Raw genomic sequence first — 15,418 nt, forward strand, 5'->3', positions numbered from 1 at the left:
CTGACCATGAGCGGCATTGCATCCAGTCCGGTCGATCCGTTCGCGCCCGGCTTTCTGACGGATCCCTATCCCGCCTATGAGGCGCTGCGCGCAATCGGGCCGGTGTTCGAGGTGGAACGCTACGGCGTGTGGGCCATGGCCCGCAATGCCGAGGTCGAAGCGGCCCTGAAGGACTGGAAAACGTTCATCAGTGGCGAGGGCGTCGGGCTGAACGGGATGAACCCGGCGCTGCCAAAGCCGCTGACCCTGCAGATCGATCCACCCGACCACGACAAGGGCCGCCGCGTGCTCGGCCGCACGCTATCTCCGGGCGTCGCAAGGAAGCTGCGCGAGACGTTCCAGCGCGAAGCAGAGAGGAAGGTCTCGGAGCTGATCGACAAAGGCACGTTCGATGCCGTGACCGATCTTGCGGAAGCCTATCCGATGAAGGTGTTTCCGGACGCGATCGGCATCCGCCCCGATGGGCGCGAGAAGCTGCTCGCCTGGAGCACGTTCGTATTCAACAGCTTCGGCCCGGAGAACGAGATCCTCGCGGCGTCGCGGAAGGATGGTCTCGCGGCGCAGAGCTGGATCATGGAATGTTGTGCGCGCGATGCGCTACGGCCCGACAGCCTCGGCATGATGATCTACCAGGCGGCCGATGAGGGCGAGATCACCGAGCACGAGGCGACGCATCTGGTGCGGCCGTTCCTCACGGCAGGAATCGACACCACCGTCAATGGCATCGGCAATACCCTGCTCGCGCTCGCCACTCATCCGGACGAATATCGCAAGCTGCACGAGAAACCAGAGCTGGCGCGCAACGCCTTCGAGGAAGGCCTTCGCTACGATTCACCGGTGCAGACGTTTTTTCGCACCACCTCGCGCGATGCCGAGATCGGCGGCGGCGTGATCCCGGCGCACCGCAAGGTGCTGCTGTTCATGGCCTCCGCCAATCGCGATCCCGCGCGCTGGGACAAGCCGGGCCGTTTCGACGTGGAGCGGGTTGCGACCGGCCATGTCGGCTTCGGCGCAGGCATACACGCCTGCGTCGGCCAGATGATCGCGCGTCTGGAGGGCGAATTGATCTTCGGCGAGCTCGCAAGGCGCGTGAAGACGATCGAGCTCGCGGCGGAGCCGAAGCGCAGGCTCAACAATTCCCTGCGCGGGCTGGAGAGCATGCCGGTTCGCGTGACGCCAGCTTAGGCGGCATCACGCGGCAGGATGCGCGACGGCTCAATTCCTCGCCGGATCCGTTGCCGCCGCCGCGCGTGCGGGCCGCGGCGCAGCGGGTTCGGCGACTCGCGCAGCCGGGGCGCGCGAGCGCATGATGGCGGCGTCGATCTCGGCGATGACGCGGCGCTGGATCGCCTCGTTCTTGTCGATCGAGATGTGGCCGACGCCACTGCCGCGGATGTCGACATTGTCGAGCTTGCCGCGGAACCCGGCCGCGGCCCGCACCGGCTCGCCGGGGCCATCGCCGATATAGATGTTGATGTAGCGTTCCGCGCCGGTCGAGAGCTTGGTCTTGAACACGGAGTCGAGGCCGATCGCGAGCTTCACGGGCACGCCGAGCTGGTTGAGCTTGGCGATCATGTCGGGCAGCGCGGTCGCACCCGAGGAATGGCCGACCAGGATGATGGTCTTGAGCCGACCGGCCTTGTAGGCAGCCGCCGCTTCATCGGCGAGCGAGGACCAGGACACGAAATTGGCGACGGTCACCGGAACGCCCTGCGCCTGGAGCCGGGCGCCGATGGTGTCGAGGCCGAGCGAGAAGATGTTGAGCACGCCGCGGAGCAGATAGACATGCGTGGTCGCCGCCGCGGCCTGGCTCGGCGCGGCCTTGGCGGTGGTCGGGCTGATGGCAACAGCTGACAGCAGGAGCAGGCCCATCGCCCAAACACGGAGGGCGGACAATTGGCTGGCGCCGGCGGTGTGACGGCCGTTCGGTCTCATCGATCTTTTCCCTGGAGACAATACGCTTCGCGATTGGCCGGAATCGTAGCCACGGCGCGCTCGCAGACGCAACAAAGAGGCGCGTGAGCGCCAATCTTAGCAGCAAGCCGTGACCATCGCGCAACACTTGCCCGGAACATGCCACTAAAGCGCCTGTTTTGAGACCATTTTTCTCCGGGGAATTGCGGAGGGACAATGGCGTTCCTATTTCAGGGCTCCGCCGACCTGTCCTCCTGGATGGTCCGGCCCCCTCCCCAGCCTTTGCTCCTCAGCCTCGCGGCCATCATGTCTTCCATCATCTCCGTCGCCAATCTGTCGAAGACCTATGGGTCCGGCTTCAAGGCGCTCAAGAACGTCAATCTCGACATCAAGCGCGGCGAGATTTTTGCGCTGCTCGGCCCCAACGGCGCCGGCAAGACCACGCTGATCTCGATCATTTGCGGCATCGCCAATCCGAGCGAAGGCCGCGTCCTGGTCGGCGGCGAGGACATCCAGACCTCCTACCGCAAGGCGCGCTCGCTGATCGGCCTCGTGCCGCAGGAATTGCACACCGACGCCTTCGAGAGCGTGTGGGCGACCGTGAGCTTCTCTCGCGGCCTGTTCGGCAAGCCGAAGAACCCCGATCACATCGAGAAGGTGCTGAAGGCCCTCTCGCTGTGGGACAAGAAGGACAACAAGATCATCACGCTCTCCGGCGGCATGAAGCGCCGCGTGATGATCGCCAAGGCATTGTCGCACGAGCCGCAGATCCTGTTCCTGGACGAGCCGACCGCCGGCGTCGACGTCGAGCTGCGCAAGGGCATGTGGGAGGTGGTACGCGGGCTTCAGCAATCCGGCGTCACCATCATCCTCACCACGCATTACATCGAGGAAGCCGAGGAGATGGCCGACCGCATCGGCGTCATCAACAAGGGCGAGATCGTGCTGGTCGAGGACAAGACCACCTTGATGCAGAAGCTGGGCAAGAAGCGGCTGACGCTGCATCTGCAGAACAAGGTGACGGCGTTGCCGGAAAGCCTCAGCCAATACGAGCTCGAGCTCTGCGACGGCGGCGCGACGCTGGTCTACGATTACGACACCCAGGGCGAGCGCACCGGCATCACCAGCCTGCTCGGCGATTTGCGCGCCGCCGGCATCCGCTTCAACGACCTCGACACGACGCAATCGTCGCTCGAGGACATCTTCGTCGACCTCGTGAGGACGTCATGAACCACCGCGCCATTCGCGCCATCTACCTGTTCGAAATGGCGCGCACCTGGCGGACACTGCTGCAAAGCATCGTCTCGCCGGTGGTCTCGACCTCGCTCTATTTCGTGGTGTTCGGCGCTGCGATCGGCTCGCGCATCAGCGAGGTCGAGGGCGTCAGCTACGGCACCTTCATCGTGCCGGGCCTGATCATGCTCTCGGTGCTGACGCAGAGCATCGCCAACGCCTCGTTCGGCATCTACTTCCCGAAATTCACCGGCACGATCTACGAGATCCTGTCGGCGCCGATCTCCTATTTCGAGATCGTGCTCGGCTATGTCGGCGCCGCCGCCACCAAGTCGATCATCCTGGGCCTGATCATCCTGGCGACCGCCGGGCTCTTCGTTCCATTGCATATCCAGCATCCGGTCTGGATGCTGGCCTTCCTGGTGCTGACGGCGGTGACGTTCAGCCTGTTCGGCTTCATCATCGGCATCTGGGCCGACGGATTCGAGAAGCTGCAGATGATTCCGATGCTGGTGGTGACGCCGCTCACCTTCCTCGGCGGCAGCTTCTATTCCATCGACATGCTGCCGCCGACATGGCGCACGGTCGCGCTGCTCAACCCGGTCGTCTATCTGATCTCCGGCTTCCGCTGGAGCTTTTACGAGATCGCCGACGTCAGCGTGTCCGTCAGCATCGGCATGACGTTGGCCTTCCTGGTGATCTGCCTGGTCGTGATCTGGTGGATTTTCCGAACCGGATACCGGCTCAAGAACTGACCACGCGGCGCTCGCGAAAATGTCAGCGCCGCCGGCCGGCGCGGCACAAAGCGGCCTTGCTTACGCCTGCCATCACGTTAACGATGGACAGGCTGGCCGCTGGAACCAACGCCGGGCTGCAGGCATAATGCACGCCGGGGGACGGAGAGCCGCGGCGCTAAGCATGAACAGGCCGGAGGCCAGAAGTCAGATGCGTTCGTTTTTTATTGCTTTCACGTCCCTGATGCTTATGAGCGCGGGCACGGCGCAAGCCAAGGTCGAGATCACCGTCGACAAGGACAATCAGCAGATGACCGTCGCCGTCGACGGGGTCGCGCGCTACCGCTGGCCGGTGTCGACCGGCCTCCCCTCGCGCGAGACGCCGAACGGCGCCTTCCGGGCCTTCCGCATGGAAGAGGATCACTACTCCAAGGAATTCGACGACGCGCCGATGCCGCACGCGATCTTCTTCACCAAGGTCGGGCACGCCATCCACGGCACGGACTCGGTCGGCCGGCTCGGCTCGCCGGCATCCCATGGCTGCGTGCGCCTGTCGCGCCAGAATGCCTCGACGCTCTATGCGCTGGTGCAGCAGCAGGGCGTGCTCAACACCACGGTGACGCTGACCGGCTCGGCACAGGTGGCGCTGGCGCGCAATCCGCGCGGCCGCAACAACACTGCGGTCGCCCGCGCCCCGCAGCCGGCCGAAGACCAATACGCCACCACCGGCGCCCCCGTGGACCTGACCCCGCCGGCGCAGCCCGCGCGGCGCTACATGCCGCAGGACGACAATTACATCTACCCGGCCGACGGCAGCGACACCGGCGCGCGCTATCCGGCGCCGCGCTCGGCCACCCGCCCGCTCTACGACGCGCAGGTCTATCAGCAGCAGCCGCGGCCCTATTACGACCAGGGCTACGGCCAGCAGGGCTATTACTATCAGCCGCAGCCGCGGCAGGTTTATCAGCCGCGCGGCTACTACTATCAGAACTGACGCGGCGACCATCAACTGCCTTAACCGTCGAGGCACCATGCCATCACGTGCCACGACAATCCCGGTGCTGCTCTCGCTGCTCACTGCCGGACAAGCCACGGGATCTGATTTGGCCTTCGACCTCGAGGCGCATCGCGGCGGGCGGGCGCTGCTGCCGGAAAACACCCTGCCCGCCTTCGCCCATTCGCTGACGATGGGCGTGGACACGCTGGAGCTCGACGTCGGCGTCACCGCCGACGGCGAAGTGATCGTCGCGCATGAGCGCGGGCTCAATCCCGATCTCGCACGGCGGCCCGATGGCGCCTACATCGCTCCGCCCGGCACGCCGTTCGTGAAATTGCGGCTCGACGAGATCAGGACCTATGACGTCGGCCAGATTCGGCCGGACAGTGCCTATGCGAAACAATTTCCGGGCCAGCGTGCCGTCCCGGGGACTCGCATTCCCACCTTGCGCGAGCTGTTCGCGCTGGTGCGCAAGTCCGGCAACAGGCAAGTGCGCTTCAACATCGAGACCAAGATCGATCCGAACCGTCCCGATGAAACGCTTGATCCGCAAGAATTCGTCGCGAAGCTGCTCGGGGTGATCGAGACCGAGGGAGTCTCCGATCGCGTCATGATCCAGTCGTTCGACTGGCGAACCTTGCGTCGCGTCCAGCAGCAGGCGCCGAACATCCCGACCGCGTACCTGACGATCCAGCGCAGCCTGGCTCCGACGGTAGCGCTCGACAAGGCGACAAACTGGACGGCGGGGTTCAACCCGGCCGATCACGCCGGCTCGCTGCCGCGCACGATCAAGGCTGCGGGCGGCGCGATCTGGTCGCCCTATTTCGGCGACGTGACCGCGCCTCTGGTCTCCGAGGCCCACGCGCTCGGACTGCGCGTCGTGGTCTGGACGGTGAACAAGCGTGAAGACATGACGCACATGATCGAGCTCGGCGTCGACGGCATCATCTCGGACAGACCGGATCTATTACGAGAGGTGGCCGGCGCTAAGGGAATTGCGCTGCCGGTGGGGACGCCCGTGGTGCCGTAGTTGCGATGCCTCGTAGCCCGGATGGAGCGCAGCGAAATCCGGGACAGTACCACGCCGGGAGCGCCCCCGGATAGCGCTTCGCTCCATCCGGGCTACGAAGAGAGCCCTACTCGCCGTCCTTCCAACGCCGATACAGCGCGCCCAGGATGTTCGAATAGTCATCGGTCCAGACCCGCACCCTGTCGTCGGCTTCGGTCTGTTCCCATTGCTTGGAGGACGCGAGCCTGCCGATGTCGGCCTCCTCGCGCGCGGAGATGACGACGTCGGTGGAGAAGATGTAGTCACCATCGCGCCCGGAATCCTCGTTGAAGACCCAGCTCTTGAGATCATTGGCGTCCGCGATACCGACGACGACGGTTTCGAGGTCCAGATGCCGGTTGGAGACGTGCATCACCACGGCACCGTGCGGCGCGAGCTTGTCCTTGTAGATCTTCATCGCCTCTTCGGTCGCAAGATGGATCGGGATCGCGTCGGACGAATAGGCGTCGACGATGACGAGATCATAGGCGCCGTCGGGCTCCTTGGCGAAGGTGAGGCGCGCATCCCCGATGACGGGCTTCATGTCGGGCATGCAGCTCGAGATGTAGCGGAAATTCCTGGGATCACGCGCCGCATCGACCATGGACTGGTCGATTTCGAAGAAGGTCCAGTCCTCCCCCTGCTCGGCGGCGCAGGCGAGCGTGCCGGAGCCAACGCCGATCGCGGCGACCTTCAGCGGCGCGCCCTTACGCTCGCGGATCGCGCTGACGGCCTGACCGATGCCGCCGTCCTTGTGGTAATAGGTGATCGGCTCGGGCCGGCCGGCAACAGGCGTGCCGTCATTGTTGCGGAAACGCTCGGCGCCATGAATGGTGGTGCCGTGCATCAGCACGTGGAAATAGCCGCCGGGCGTCACCACGATCTTGTGCACGCCGAAGAAGCTGCGCACGGTCGTGACGCGACCCTCGTCCGCGGGATAGACGCGGATCAACGCCAGCGCCAGCACGACGGTGGCAAAGATCTTCCAGCGCCCGGCATTGAGGATCAGCGCGAGCAGCGCGGCGAGCACGCCGACGGCGCCGGCGACCCAGACACGATGATCCTCGAACCAGGTCGAGAGGCCACCGGTCGTATATGACGGCGCGATGAGCGCCACCGCGAGCGCGGCGAGCGCCAGCCAGTACCATTTGACGATTGCGGCCAGCCGCTCATTCGCGGACGGACGGCACAGCGCGGCAAGCGCGATCAGGATCGGATATTCGGCGATCCACGAGAAGGTGAAGGGCGCAACCAGCCCCGCGAACAAGCCGCCGACCATGCCGCCGAACGACAACGCGACATAGAAGCCGGTGAGATATTTGGCGGCAGGCCGCGTCCGCGCCAGCTCGCCGTGGCAGGCCATGGCGATGACGAAGAAGCAGAGTTGATGTCCGCCGAGGGTCAGCAGCAGGTTCTGCTCGCCGCCGAAAGCCAGCAGGACGACGACGCCCGCAATCGCGACCGGCTGGAGCATCAGCATCCATTTGTGCGGCAGCAGCGGCCGCGACTGGAACACGACGACCCAGGTCAAGAGGTAAAGCGACAGCGGCAGCACCCACAAAAGCGGCGCCGCCGCGACGTCGGTCGAGATGTGCGCGGTGACGGCGATGAGCAGGCCCGACGGCACGGCGGCGAGGAAGATCCAGCGCAGCCGCGTCAAGAGGCCGGGCGCGGGTGCATTCACGTCCTCGGCCCGCGTGTCGGTCAGCGCCAACTTCGGCGAACGCAACAACAGCACGCCGCAGGCGCCGATGAGGAGGATCAGCAGGCCATAGCCACCGGTCCAGAACCGGTTCTGCATCTGCAGCGTGAACATCGGCTCCAGCAGGAACGGATAGGACAACAGCGCGAGGAAGCTGCCGATATTGGAGGATGCGTAGAGGAAATAGGGATCGTGCCCGGCCGGATGGCCGGTGCGGACGAACCAGGCCTGCAGCAGCGGATTGTTCGCGGCGAGCGCAAAGAACGGCAGCCCGATCGAGACCGCGAACAGGGCGAGCAGCCAGACTGCGTAGCCCGAAGCCGGCGGCTCGCCATAGGCGGAGGCGATGCCGAGCGGCAGCGTGGCGAAGGCGGCAAACAGCAGCACCAGATGTACTGCGACGGGGACGATCCGGTTCCGCGCCTGCATCAGCAGATGCGCATAGGCATAGCCGGCCAGCAGCAGCGACTGGAAGAACACCATGGCCACCGACCACACCGCCGGCGAGCCGCCGAGCCGCGGCAGCACCATCTTGGTGAACAGAGGCTGCACCGAGAACAGCAGCAGCGCGCTGACGAAGATCGCAGCAGTGTAGATCGTCAGCAGCAGCCGGTTGCGCGACGACGACGGCTGCTCCGTGGCGGCGGGTTGCACGATCGAATCCATGAATGCTCCGGCTCAAACCCCGGCGGGCGCCGGATCGCGCGCAATGGAGCACAAGGCGCCTGGACGGGCAATAAAGTGTGGCGTGATGTTGCAGCAAGGAATGCCTGATATAGAGATGTCGTTCCGATGCGACGCGCGACATCGAACCCGGAACCTCGAGATTCTCCGGTGCGGAGCCCGCATCATAGTTCGGCTCTGCCGAGTAGCCCCGGAATTAAGCCAAGGAAGTCATGACCGATACGGACGTCATCATCATCGGCGCGGGACATAACGGCCTCACCTGCGCGACCTATCTGGCGATGGCGGGCCTGCGCGTGCGCGTGGTCGAGCGGCGCAAGGTGGTCGGCGGTGCCGCGGTGACGGAGGAGTTTCACCCCGGCTTTCGCAATTCTGTCGCCGCCTACACCGTGAGCCTGCTCAATCCGCAGGTGATCCGTGACCTCAAGCTTGCCGAGCAGGGCCTGCGCATCGTCGAGCGGCGTGCGCAGAATTTTCTGCCCGCGCCGGACGGCAGCTATCTCCTCACCGGCGAGGGGCGAACGAAAGCCTCGGTGGCGCGGCTCAGCGCGCATGATGCGGAAGCGCTCGACGGCTTCGCGCGCGAGCTGGAAGACATTGCCGACGTGCTCAGGCGGTTCGTGCTCCGCGCGCCGCCGAACCTGCTCGACGGTTTTGGCACCAACGCGGTCCGCGAGGCCGTGAACGCTTTGCAGAGCGCCAACATTCTGCGCGGCCTGACGCTGGAACAAAGCCGCAGCCTGCTCGATCTGTTCACGCGCTCGGCCGGCGAGATGCTGGACGAACGTTTCGAGCACGATCTGGTCAAGGCGCTGTTCGGCTTCGACGCCATCGTCGGCAATTATGCCAGCCCCTACGCCGCCGGCTCGGCCTATGTGATGCTGCATCACGCGTTCGGGGAGGTGAACGGCAAGAAGGGCGTGTGGGGCCACGCCATCGGCGGCATGGGCGCGATCACGCAGGCGATGGCGCGCGCGGCACGCGACCGTGGCGTCGTGATCGACACGGATGCCGGTGTGCGCGAGGTCATCGTCGAGCGCGACCGCGCCGTCGGAATCGTGCTGGAGAACGGCTCTGCGATCCGCGCGAAATATGTCGCGGCCAATGTCAATCCAAAGCTGCTCTACACGCGCCTGATCGCGGCCGATGCTCTGCCTGCGGACTTCCTCGCCCGCATCCGGCATTGGAAGAACGGCTCCGGCACCTTCCGGATGAATGTGGCGCTGGACCGCCTGCCCTCCTTCACGGCGCTCTCAGGCGAGGGCGATCACCTCACCTCCGGCATCATCCTGGCGCCGAGCCTCGGCTATATGGATCGCGCCTGGCTCGACGCGCGCGCGCAGGGCTGGAGCCGCGAGCCCGTGGTGGAGATGCTGATCCCCTCGACGCTCGACGACACGCTGGCCCCGGCCGGCAAGCATGTCGCGAGCCTGTTCTGCCAGCATGTCGCCCCAAGGCTTCCCGATGGAAAGTCGTGGGATGACCATCGCGACGAGGTCGCCGATCTCATGATCGCGACGGTGGATAAGTACGCCCCGGGCTTCGCGGCGAGCGTGCTCGGCCGTCAGATCCTGTCTCCGCTCGACCTCGAGCGGCAATTCGGGCTGCTCGGCGGCGACATCTTCCACGGCGCGCTGACATTGAACCAGTTGTTCTCGGCGCGGCCGATGCTGGGCCACGCCGATTATCGCGGGCCGCTGAGAGGCCTCTACCATTGCGGATCCGGCGCCCATCCCGGCGGCGGCGTCACCGGCGCCCCCGGCCATAACGCCGCGCAGGCCATCCTGCGGGATCACCGCGCCCTGTTCGGGAGCCGTGGATAGGGCTGTGGATTGGCGGTGGACAGGCTGTCGAAAGGCCTGTGAGCGGCCAGAGGAGGCCTGGGCGATACGGCCAGGAGCGATCCTGGGGAAAGCCGGTGGGAAATCGGCGAGGCGATCAGGGGAAAAGTGGTGGATAAAGTCCGGACAAGCAGGCGGATAAGCTGTGAAGTCGGGCGGCAAAAACGACCTCGCCCGCCAGGGGAAACCCCTAGCGGGCGGTGATCAGGAACAGCCTTTGAAGAAAATAGCCCCCGCTGGAAAATGGCGGCGGAAATTACTTCAAGGAGGTGCTAATCGAAGTGAACTTCTCGTTCATGGTGGTGCCCAGGCCGTTCACCACGGTAATGATCGCCAGGGCGATACCCGCGGCGATCAGGCCGTATTCGATCGCGGTTGCACCGGACTCATCCGACCAGAACTTCTGAATCATGCGCTTCAAGACTCGCCTCCGTTTCAATTCAAAGCTGCGTGGACTTGCTTGTACATCCGAAAATATACGGGCCACACACTGCAGGCGCGTTAATATGGGAACCTCAACTTGTCGGAAAACTGGGCAGCAAAAGTTCCAAAAATTGAACGCGACGGAACCCTGAATGCAGCCTTCCCCGACCTATCGCGCCAGCTTTTCGATCGGCAGCGAAGCCGACGCCAAGCGCGTCGTCGACGTGCTCACCGAGGTCTTTTTCGACGGCGATGCGGCGGTCGCCGCGTTCGAGCGGCCTGACGGACGCTGGGACGTCACGTTGCATTTCGCCGCAGCGCCCGATCAGGCATGGCTGCGCGAACTCGTTGCAACTTCAGCAGGAAATGAGATCGCGGCGACGCTCGTCTTCGACACTGTCGAAGCCAAGGACTGGGTCAAAGCCAGCCTTGAAGATCTGGTCCCGGTGCCGGCCGGCCGCTTCGTCGTGCACGGCAGCCACGATCGCGACCGTGTGGCGCCGAACAAGCTTGCCATCGAGATCGAGGCGGCGCTCGCCTTCGGCACCGGTCACCATGGCACGACGCGCGGCTGTTTACTTCTGCTTGACCATGTCCTGAAGAGCTCCCGCCCAAGGAGCCTGCTCGATCTCGGCACCGGCACGGGCGTGCTGGCGATCGCGGCGGCGAAGGCGCTGCATCGCGCGGTGCTCGCTTCCGACATCGATCCGCCATCGGTCCGGGTGGCCGCCGAGAACGCCACGCTGAACGAAGTTGGCAACCATGTGCGGGTGATCCGCGCGACCGGCTTTGCCGCGCCAGATTTTGCGCGTGCAGGCCCGTTCGACCTGGTGCTCGCCAATATCCTTGCCAATCCGTTGCGGCAATTGGCAAGCCCGATGACGCGGCACCTTGCGCCTGGCGCCCCCGTCATCCTCTCCGGCCTCTTGACGCACCAGGCGCCCGCCGTGATCGCCGCCTATCGCGCCCGCGGCCTCGTGCCGGTGAAGCATCTGCGCATCGAGGGGTGGAGCAGTCTGCTGCTGAGGAAGGTGGGATGAACTAACCGCGTCGCGACGGCGGTGCGCTCCCTCGCCGCGCTACTCGGCCGGCTTCTCGTCGCGGCGTGACGCGCGCTTGCCCCGCAAGGCGCGTTTGGCGCGGCGCTCGGCGAAACGGTCGATCATCTGGCTGATGAGGCCGCGCGGCTTCTTTGTTACTGCCGCTGTCGGAGCGCGGCGCGCCGGCGGCGAAATCTTCTCAAAGGTGAACGCTGGCATTGTGTGTCCCCTCGCCGTTGAGATGAACCACCCGCTCGAATTTCCCTGTTATCCGGACGAAGCGCAACTGCCGCATCCTTTACTCCACTCAATTCGAATGGAACTATTTCAAGCACAGTCCATGCCAGATGCGACGCAAATGCGTCTACATTGCGGACTGATCTCCATGATCCTAAAGTGATCCACCATGTTCGAAGCGCACTTCCAGACATTCGAGGAGCCGGAGGCCGGCGTCGCGTTGGCGGCACGACTGGCCGCACTTCGCGAAGAACTTGCCCGTCGCAAGTTGACCGGCTTCGTCGTGCCACGTGCCGATCAGCAGCAGAACGAATATGTGCCGCCATCGGAAGAGCGGCTCGCCTGGCTGACCGGCTTTACCGGCTCGGCGGGACTAGCAGTGGTTCTGCCGCAGGAGGCTGCGCTGTTCGTCGACGGCCGCTACACGCTGCAGGCGGCCAAGCAGGTCGATGCCAAGGCATGGGTAGTGGAATCGCTGATCGACCCGCCGCCGGAGAGCTGGGTGGCGGCGCATCTGAAAGCCGGCGACCGCCTCGGATTTGATCCGTGGCTGCACACTTTTTCGGCAGCCGAGCGATTGTCCGCCGCCTGCACCAAGGCCGGGGCCGAGCTGGTCGCGGTCGACAGCAATCCGATCGACGCGATCTGGCAGGACCGGCCGCAGCCGCCGATCGCCCCCGTCGCGGTGCACAGCCTTCAGCACGCCGGTATCACTGAAGCGGAGAAGCTGACCCAGATCAGGGCCGAGATCGCCAAGCTCGGCACCGATGCCTTGGTGCTGTCGGACAGTCACGCGGTGGCCTGGACCTTCAACATCCGCGGCGCCGACGTCGCCCATACGCCGCTGCCACTGTCCTACGCGCTGGTGCCGAAGGACGGCCGTCCCACCATCTTCATCGACCACCGGAAGCTCTCCAACCTCACACGCGACCATCTCGAGCAGTCCGCTGACGTGCGCGAACCGGACGCCATGGCGCCGACGCTGATGGCGCTGGCCAAGAGCGGTGCGGCCATTGCGCTCGACAATGCCACAGCGGCCGACGCACTCAGCCGCCTGATCAGCGGGGCCGGCGGCAAGCCGGTGCGCGGCAGCGATCCGGTTGCACTGCTCAAGGCGGTCAAGAACGCGACCGAGATCAAGGGCACCAAGACGGCTCATTTGCGCGACGCCGTGGCGCTGGCGCGCTTCCTCGCATGGATCGATCGCGAGGCGCCAAGCGGCAAGCTCACCGAGATCGACGCGGTCGAGGCGCTGGAAACCTTCCGCCGCGACACCGGCGCGCTCAGGGACGTCTCGTTCCCGACCATCTCCGGCACCGGCCCGAACGGCGCCATCGTGCATTACCGCGTCACCCGCAAGAGCAACCGGCGGATCGCGCCCGGCGATCTCCTGCTGATCGATTCCGGCGCGCAATATGAAGACGGCACCACCGACGTCACGCGCACCATGGCGGTCGGCGAGCCGACGGATGAGATGCGCGACCGCTTCACCCGCGTGCTGCGCGGCCACATCGCGATCGCGCGCGCCGTCTTTCCGGACGGCACCACGGGCGCGCAACTCGACACGCTGGCGCGGCAATATCTCTGGGCCGTCGGGCTCGATTTCGAGCACGGCACCGGCCACGGCGTCGGCAGCTATCTCTCGGTGCACGAAGGACCGGCACGAATTTCGAAGCTCGGCACCACGCCGTTGAAGCGCGGCATGATCCTGTCGAACGAGCCCGGCTACTACAAGACCGATGGCTTCGGCATCCGCATCGAGAATCTCGAGCTGGTCGTCGCCGCCGACATCAAGGGTGCCGAGAAGCCGATGAACGCGTTCGAGACGCTGACCCTGGCGCCGATCGACCGCCGTCTGATCGATGTCGCGATGCTGAGCCGCGACGAGCTCGATTGGCTGAACGCGTACCATGCGCGCGTCAGGGACGACGTGCGGCCGGCGCTGGACGAGGCGACGAAGACCTGGCTCGATCAGGCCACGGCGGAGCTGAAGCTCTAACTCCGTCATAAGACTGCCTGCGTAGGGTGGGCAAAGCATCCGCTGCCGCTCGAAGAGCGGAGGCGGATGCGTGCCCACCATCCATCTCCGGGTGACGGCAGCAATGGTGGGCACGCCGCGCAAAGAGCGCGTCTTTGCCCACCCTACAGGCCCAGCGCCTTGACGCCTCGCGCATAGCCGTATGCCGAAATGAGCGTATTCGCTCGCAACGCGATGCGGCTAGTGTCCGGCGATGCACGGCATCATCAGCAAGCCGCCCGAAGCGGCCGGCAACCTCGCGACCTCGCGTCTGGTGTTGCTGCTGCTGGTGGTGATGACCGGGGTCGCACCGATCTCGCTCTACATCCTGGTTCCGGCGCTGCCGGTGCTGGCGACGGATTTCGGCAGCGACATCTCGATCGCGCAGATGACGGTGTCGCTCTACATGGTCGGCATCGCGCTGTCGCAGCTGATCATGGGCCCGCTGTCGGACCGGTTCGGGCGGCGTCCGGTGCTGCTCGGAGGACTTGCACTGATGGTGGCGGCCAGCGTCGCCTGCATTTTCGCCGAGACCCTGCCGCAATTGATCGCCGCACGCTTCTTCCAGGCGCTCGGCGGCGCATCCGGCATGGTGATCAGCCGGGCCATCATCCGCGACATCTACGAGCGCGACCGCGTCGCCCCGATGATCAGCCTCGTGGTCGCGGCGCTGATGATCGGGCAGATGGTCTCGCCGCTCACCGGCGGCCTGATCGAGACCGCGTTGGGATGGCGCGCGATCTTTTATGCCATCACCATCGCCGCCATCGTCGTTGCCGTCGGGATCGCCTTGGCGCTGCCTGAGACCCGCCGCAGCCGCGCCGCCGGCAGCGGATTCCGCGGCGATATCGGCATGCTCATCCGCAACCGCGCCTTCGTCGGCTATGTGATGTGCCAGGTGCTGGCGTCCCAGATCATCTTCACCTTCGCCGGCGGCGGGCCCTACATCGTGGTGACGCAGATGGGCCGCAGCAGCGCCGAATACGGCGCCTGGTTCGCAACGACGGGCTTTGCGTTTCTGGTCGGCAACCTGCTCTGCGTGCGCTTTGCGCCGCGCCACTCGCTGGAGAAGCTGATCTGGTTCGGGCTCGCCCTGCAACTCTGCGGCAGCCTTGCGAACCTAATCTGGAGCTTCGTCGGCTGGAACGAGGCGCCCGCCTGGCTGTTCGGCACCCATATGATCGTGATGGCCGGCAATGCCTTCGTGATGGCGAATTCCGCCGCCGGCGCCATCAGCATCCGTCCCGAAGCGGCCGGCACCGCCTCGGGCGCGATGGGCTTCCTGCAGCAAGGCGTTGGCGCGCTGATGTCGCAGTTCGGCGCCTATCTCGGCGGCCACTCCGCAACGACGCTGCCGCTGACCTCAGCGGTCCTCGCGATCTCGATCCTTTGCGCCTGCGTGATGATGTTCGTCGTGCCCCGCCGCGAGGCGGTAGCGAGCGAGGCGCTGATCGGGCAGGCCGAGGAGGACGAGACGGGGATGATGTGAGGGGCGCCGAGTAGAGTCCCCTCTGCGGAACGCTTCTGGATTGCTTTGTGGAGCCTGTC

At 65.4% G+C, this 15,418-nt stretch carries 13 protein-coding genes; 9 read left to right on the forward strand and 4 right to left on the reverse strand.

Annotation, left to right across the window (positions count from 1 at the left end):
- Positions 1–6 precede the first annotated feature (6 nt).
- Entirely contained in the window at positions 7–1,185 is a 1,179-nt protein-coding gene (locus I6F33_RS15035; RefSeq protein ID WP_225143102.1) for a cytochrome P450, read from the forward strand.
- 30 nt (positions 1,186–1,215) lie between these two features.
- Here I6F33_RS15035 and I6F33_RS15040 read toward each other — a convergent pair whose 3' ends face one another.
- Positions 1,216–1,935, reverse strand: coding sequence for a hypothetical protein (locus tag I6F33_RS15040; protein ID WP_036024916.1), 720 nt, complete (start codon positions 1,933–1,935; stop codon positions 1,216–1,218).
- 285 nt (positions 1,936–2,220) lie between these two features.
- On the opposite strand from I6F33_RS15040, the gene I6F33_RS15045 reads away from it, so the two are divergent.
- From I6F33_RS15045 to I6F33_RS15060, 4 genes are all read left to right on the forward strand, one after another.
- Entirely contained in the window at positions 2,221–3,144 is a 924-nt protein-coding gene (locus tag I6F33_RS15045) for an ABC transporter ATP-binding protein (protein ID WP_036006409.1), read from the forward strand.
- Positions 3,141–3,902, forward strand: coding sequence for an ABC transporter permease (locus I6F33_RS15050; protein ID WP_036006407.1), 762 nt, complete (start codon positions 3,141–3,143; stop codon positions 3,900–3,902). The genes I6F33_RS15045 and I6F33_RS15050 overlap by 4 nt, the downstream gene beginning before the upstream one ends.
- A gap of 163 nt (positions 3,903–4,065) precedes the next feature.
- Complete coding sequence (locus I6F33_RS15055) at positions 4,066–4,875, forward strand: L,D-transpeptidase (RefSeq protein ID WP_225143104.1); 810 nt, start codon at positions 4,066–4,068, stop codon at positions 4,873–4,875.
- Between the two features lie 37 nt (positions 4,876–4,912).
- Positions 4,913–5,908: a glycerophosphodiester phosphodiesterase gene (locus I6F33_RS15060; RefSeq protein ID WP_225143107.1), complete on the forward strand. Its 996-nt coding sequence runs from the start codon at positions 4,913–4,915 to the stop codon at positions 5,906–5,908.
- A 106-nt stretch (positions 5,909–6,014) separates the two neighbouring features.
- On the opposite strand, the gene I6F33_RS15065 is transcribed toward I6F33_RS15060, so the two are convergent.
- Positions 6,015–8,294, reverse strand: a complete 2,280-nt coding sequence (locus tag I6F33_RS15065; protein WP_225143109.1) for a fused MFS/spermidine synthase — start codon at positions 8,292–8,294, stop codon at positions 6,015–6,017.
- A gap of 230 nt (positions 8,295–8,524) precedes the next feature.
- On the opposite strand from I6F33_RS15065, the gene I6F33_RS15070 reads away from it, so the two are divergent.
- Entirely contained in the window at positions 8,525–10,135 is a 1,611-nt protein-coding gene (locus I6F33_RS15070; protein WP_225136592.1) for an NAD(P)/FAD-dependent oxidoreductase, read from the forward strand.
- A 274-nt stretch (positions 10,136–10,409) separates the two neighbouring features.
- On the opposite strand, the gene I6F33_RS15075 is transcribed toward I6F33_RS15070, so the two are convergent.
- Positions 10,410–10,574 carry a Flp family type IVb pilin gene (locus I6F33_RS15075; protein ID WP_036006397.1) on the reverse strand — a complete coding sequence of 55 codons (165 nt, stop codon included), beginning with the start codon at positions 10,572–10,574 and terminating at the stop codon, positions 10,410–10,412.
- Between the two features lie 154 nt (positions 10,575–10,728).
- Here I6F33_RS15075 and I6F33_RS15080 point away from each other — a divergent pair, with 154 nt between their 5' ends.
- The gene (locus I6F33_RS15080) at positions 10,729–11,616 is read left to right on the forward strand and encodes a 50S ribosomal protein L11 methyltransferase (protein ID WP_225143111.1); all 888 of its coding nucleotides are present in this window, start codon (positions 10,729–10,731) and stop codon (positions 11,614–11,616) included.
- Between the two features lie 39 nt (positions 11,617–11,655).
- On the opposite strand, the gene I6F33_RS15085 is transcribed toward I6F33_RS15080, so the two are convergent.
- On the reverse strand, positions 11,656–11,835 hold the full coding sequence (locus I6F33_RS15085; RefSeq protein ID WP_036037320.1) for a hypothetical protein: 180 nt from the start codon (positions 11,833–11,835) through the stop codon (positions 11,656–11,658).
- A gap of 187 nt (positions 11,836–12,022) precedes the next feature.
- Here I6F33_RS15085 and I6F33_RS15090 point away from each other — a divergent pair, with 187 nt between their 5' ends.
- Together I6F33_RS15090 and I6F33_RS15095 are read left to right on the forward strand one after the other, a co-directional pair.
- The gene (locus I6F33_RS15090) at positions 12,023–13,852 is read left to right on the forward strand and encodes an aminopeptidase P family protein (protein WP_225143113.1); all 1,830 of its coding nucleotides are present in this window, start codon (positions 12,023–12,025) and stop codon (positions 13,850–13,852) included.
- Positions 13,853–14,084: 232 nt separating this feature from the next.
- On the forward strand, positions 14,085–15,359 hold the full coding sequence (locus I6F33_RS15095; protein ID WP_225143115.1) for a multidrug effflux MFS transporter: 1,275 nt from the start codon (positions 14,085–14,087) through the stop codon (positions 15,357–15,359).
- Positions 15,360–15,418: the final 59 nt, after the last annotated feature.

This window comes from Bradyrhizobium sp. BRP20, from assembly GCF_020194215.1.
GTDB lineage: Bacteria > Pseudomonadota > Alphaproteobacteria > Rhizobiales > Xanthobacteraceae > Bradyrhizobium > Bradyrhizobium yuanmingense.

What these genes read in the sequence shown, in the direction of transcription:
- I6F33_RS15060 (WP_225143107.1), top strand. Translation starts at nt 4,913, where the DNA reads ATGCCATCACGTGCCACGACAATCCCGGTGCTGCTCTCGCTGCTCACT.
- I6F33_RS15070 (WP_225136592.1), top strand. Translation starts at nt 8,525, where the DNA reads ATGACCGATACGGACGTCATCATCATCGGCGCGGGACATAACGGCCTC.
- I6F33_RS15080 (WP_225143111.1), top strand. Translation starts at nt 10,729, where the DNA reads ATGCAGCCTTCCCCGACCTATCGCGCCAGCTTTTCGATCGGCAGCGAA.
- I6F33_RS15055 (WP_225143104.1), top strand. Translation starts at nt 4,066, where the DNA reads ATGAACAGGCCGGAGGCCAGAAGTCAGATGCGTTCGTTTTTTATTGCT.
- I6F33_RS15065 (WP_225143109.1), bottom strand. Translation starts at nt 8,294, where the DNA reads ATGGATTCGATCGTGCAACCCGCCGCCACGGAGCAGCCGTCGTCGTCG.
- I6F33_RS15040 (WP_036024916.1), bottom strand. Translation starts at nt 1,935, where the DNA reads ATGAGACCGAACGGCCGTCACACCGCCGGCGCCAGCCAATTGTCCGCC.
- I6F33_RS15090 (WP_225143113.1), top strand. Translation starts at nt 12,023, where the DNA reads ATGTTCGAAGCGCACTTCCAGACATTCGAGGAGCCGGAGGCCGGCGTC.
- I6F33_RS15085 (WP_036037320.1), bottom strand. Translation starts at nt 11,835, where the DNA reads ATGCCAGCGTTCACCTTTGAGAAGATTTCGCCGCCGGCGCGCCGCGCT.
- I6F33_RS15045 (WP_036006409.1), top strand. Translation starts at nt 2,221, where the DNA reads ATGTCTTCCATCATCTCCGTCGCCAATCTGTCGAAGACCTATGGGTCC.
- I6F33_RS15095 (WP_225143115.1), top strand. Translation starts at nt 14,085, where the DNA reads ATGCACGGCATCATCAGCAAGCCGCCCGAAGCGGCCGGCAACCTCGCG.
- I6F33_RS15035 (WP_225143102.1), top strand. Translation starts at nt 7, where the DNA reads ATGAGCGGCATTGCATCCAGTCCGGTCGATCCGTTCGCGCCCGGCTTT.
- I6F33_RS15050 (WP_036006407.1), top strand. Translation starts at nt 3,141, where the DNA reads ATGAACCACCGCGCCATTCGCGCCATCTACCTGTTCGAAATGGCGCGC.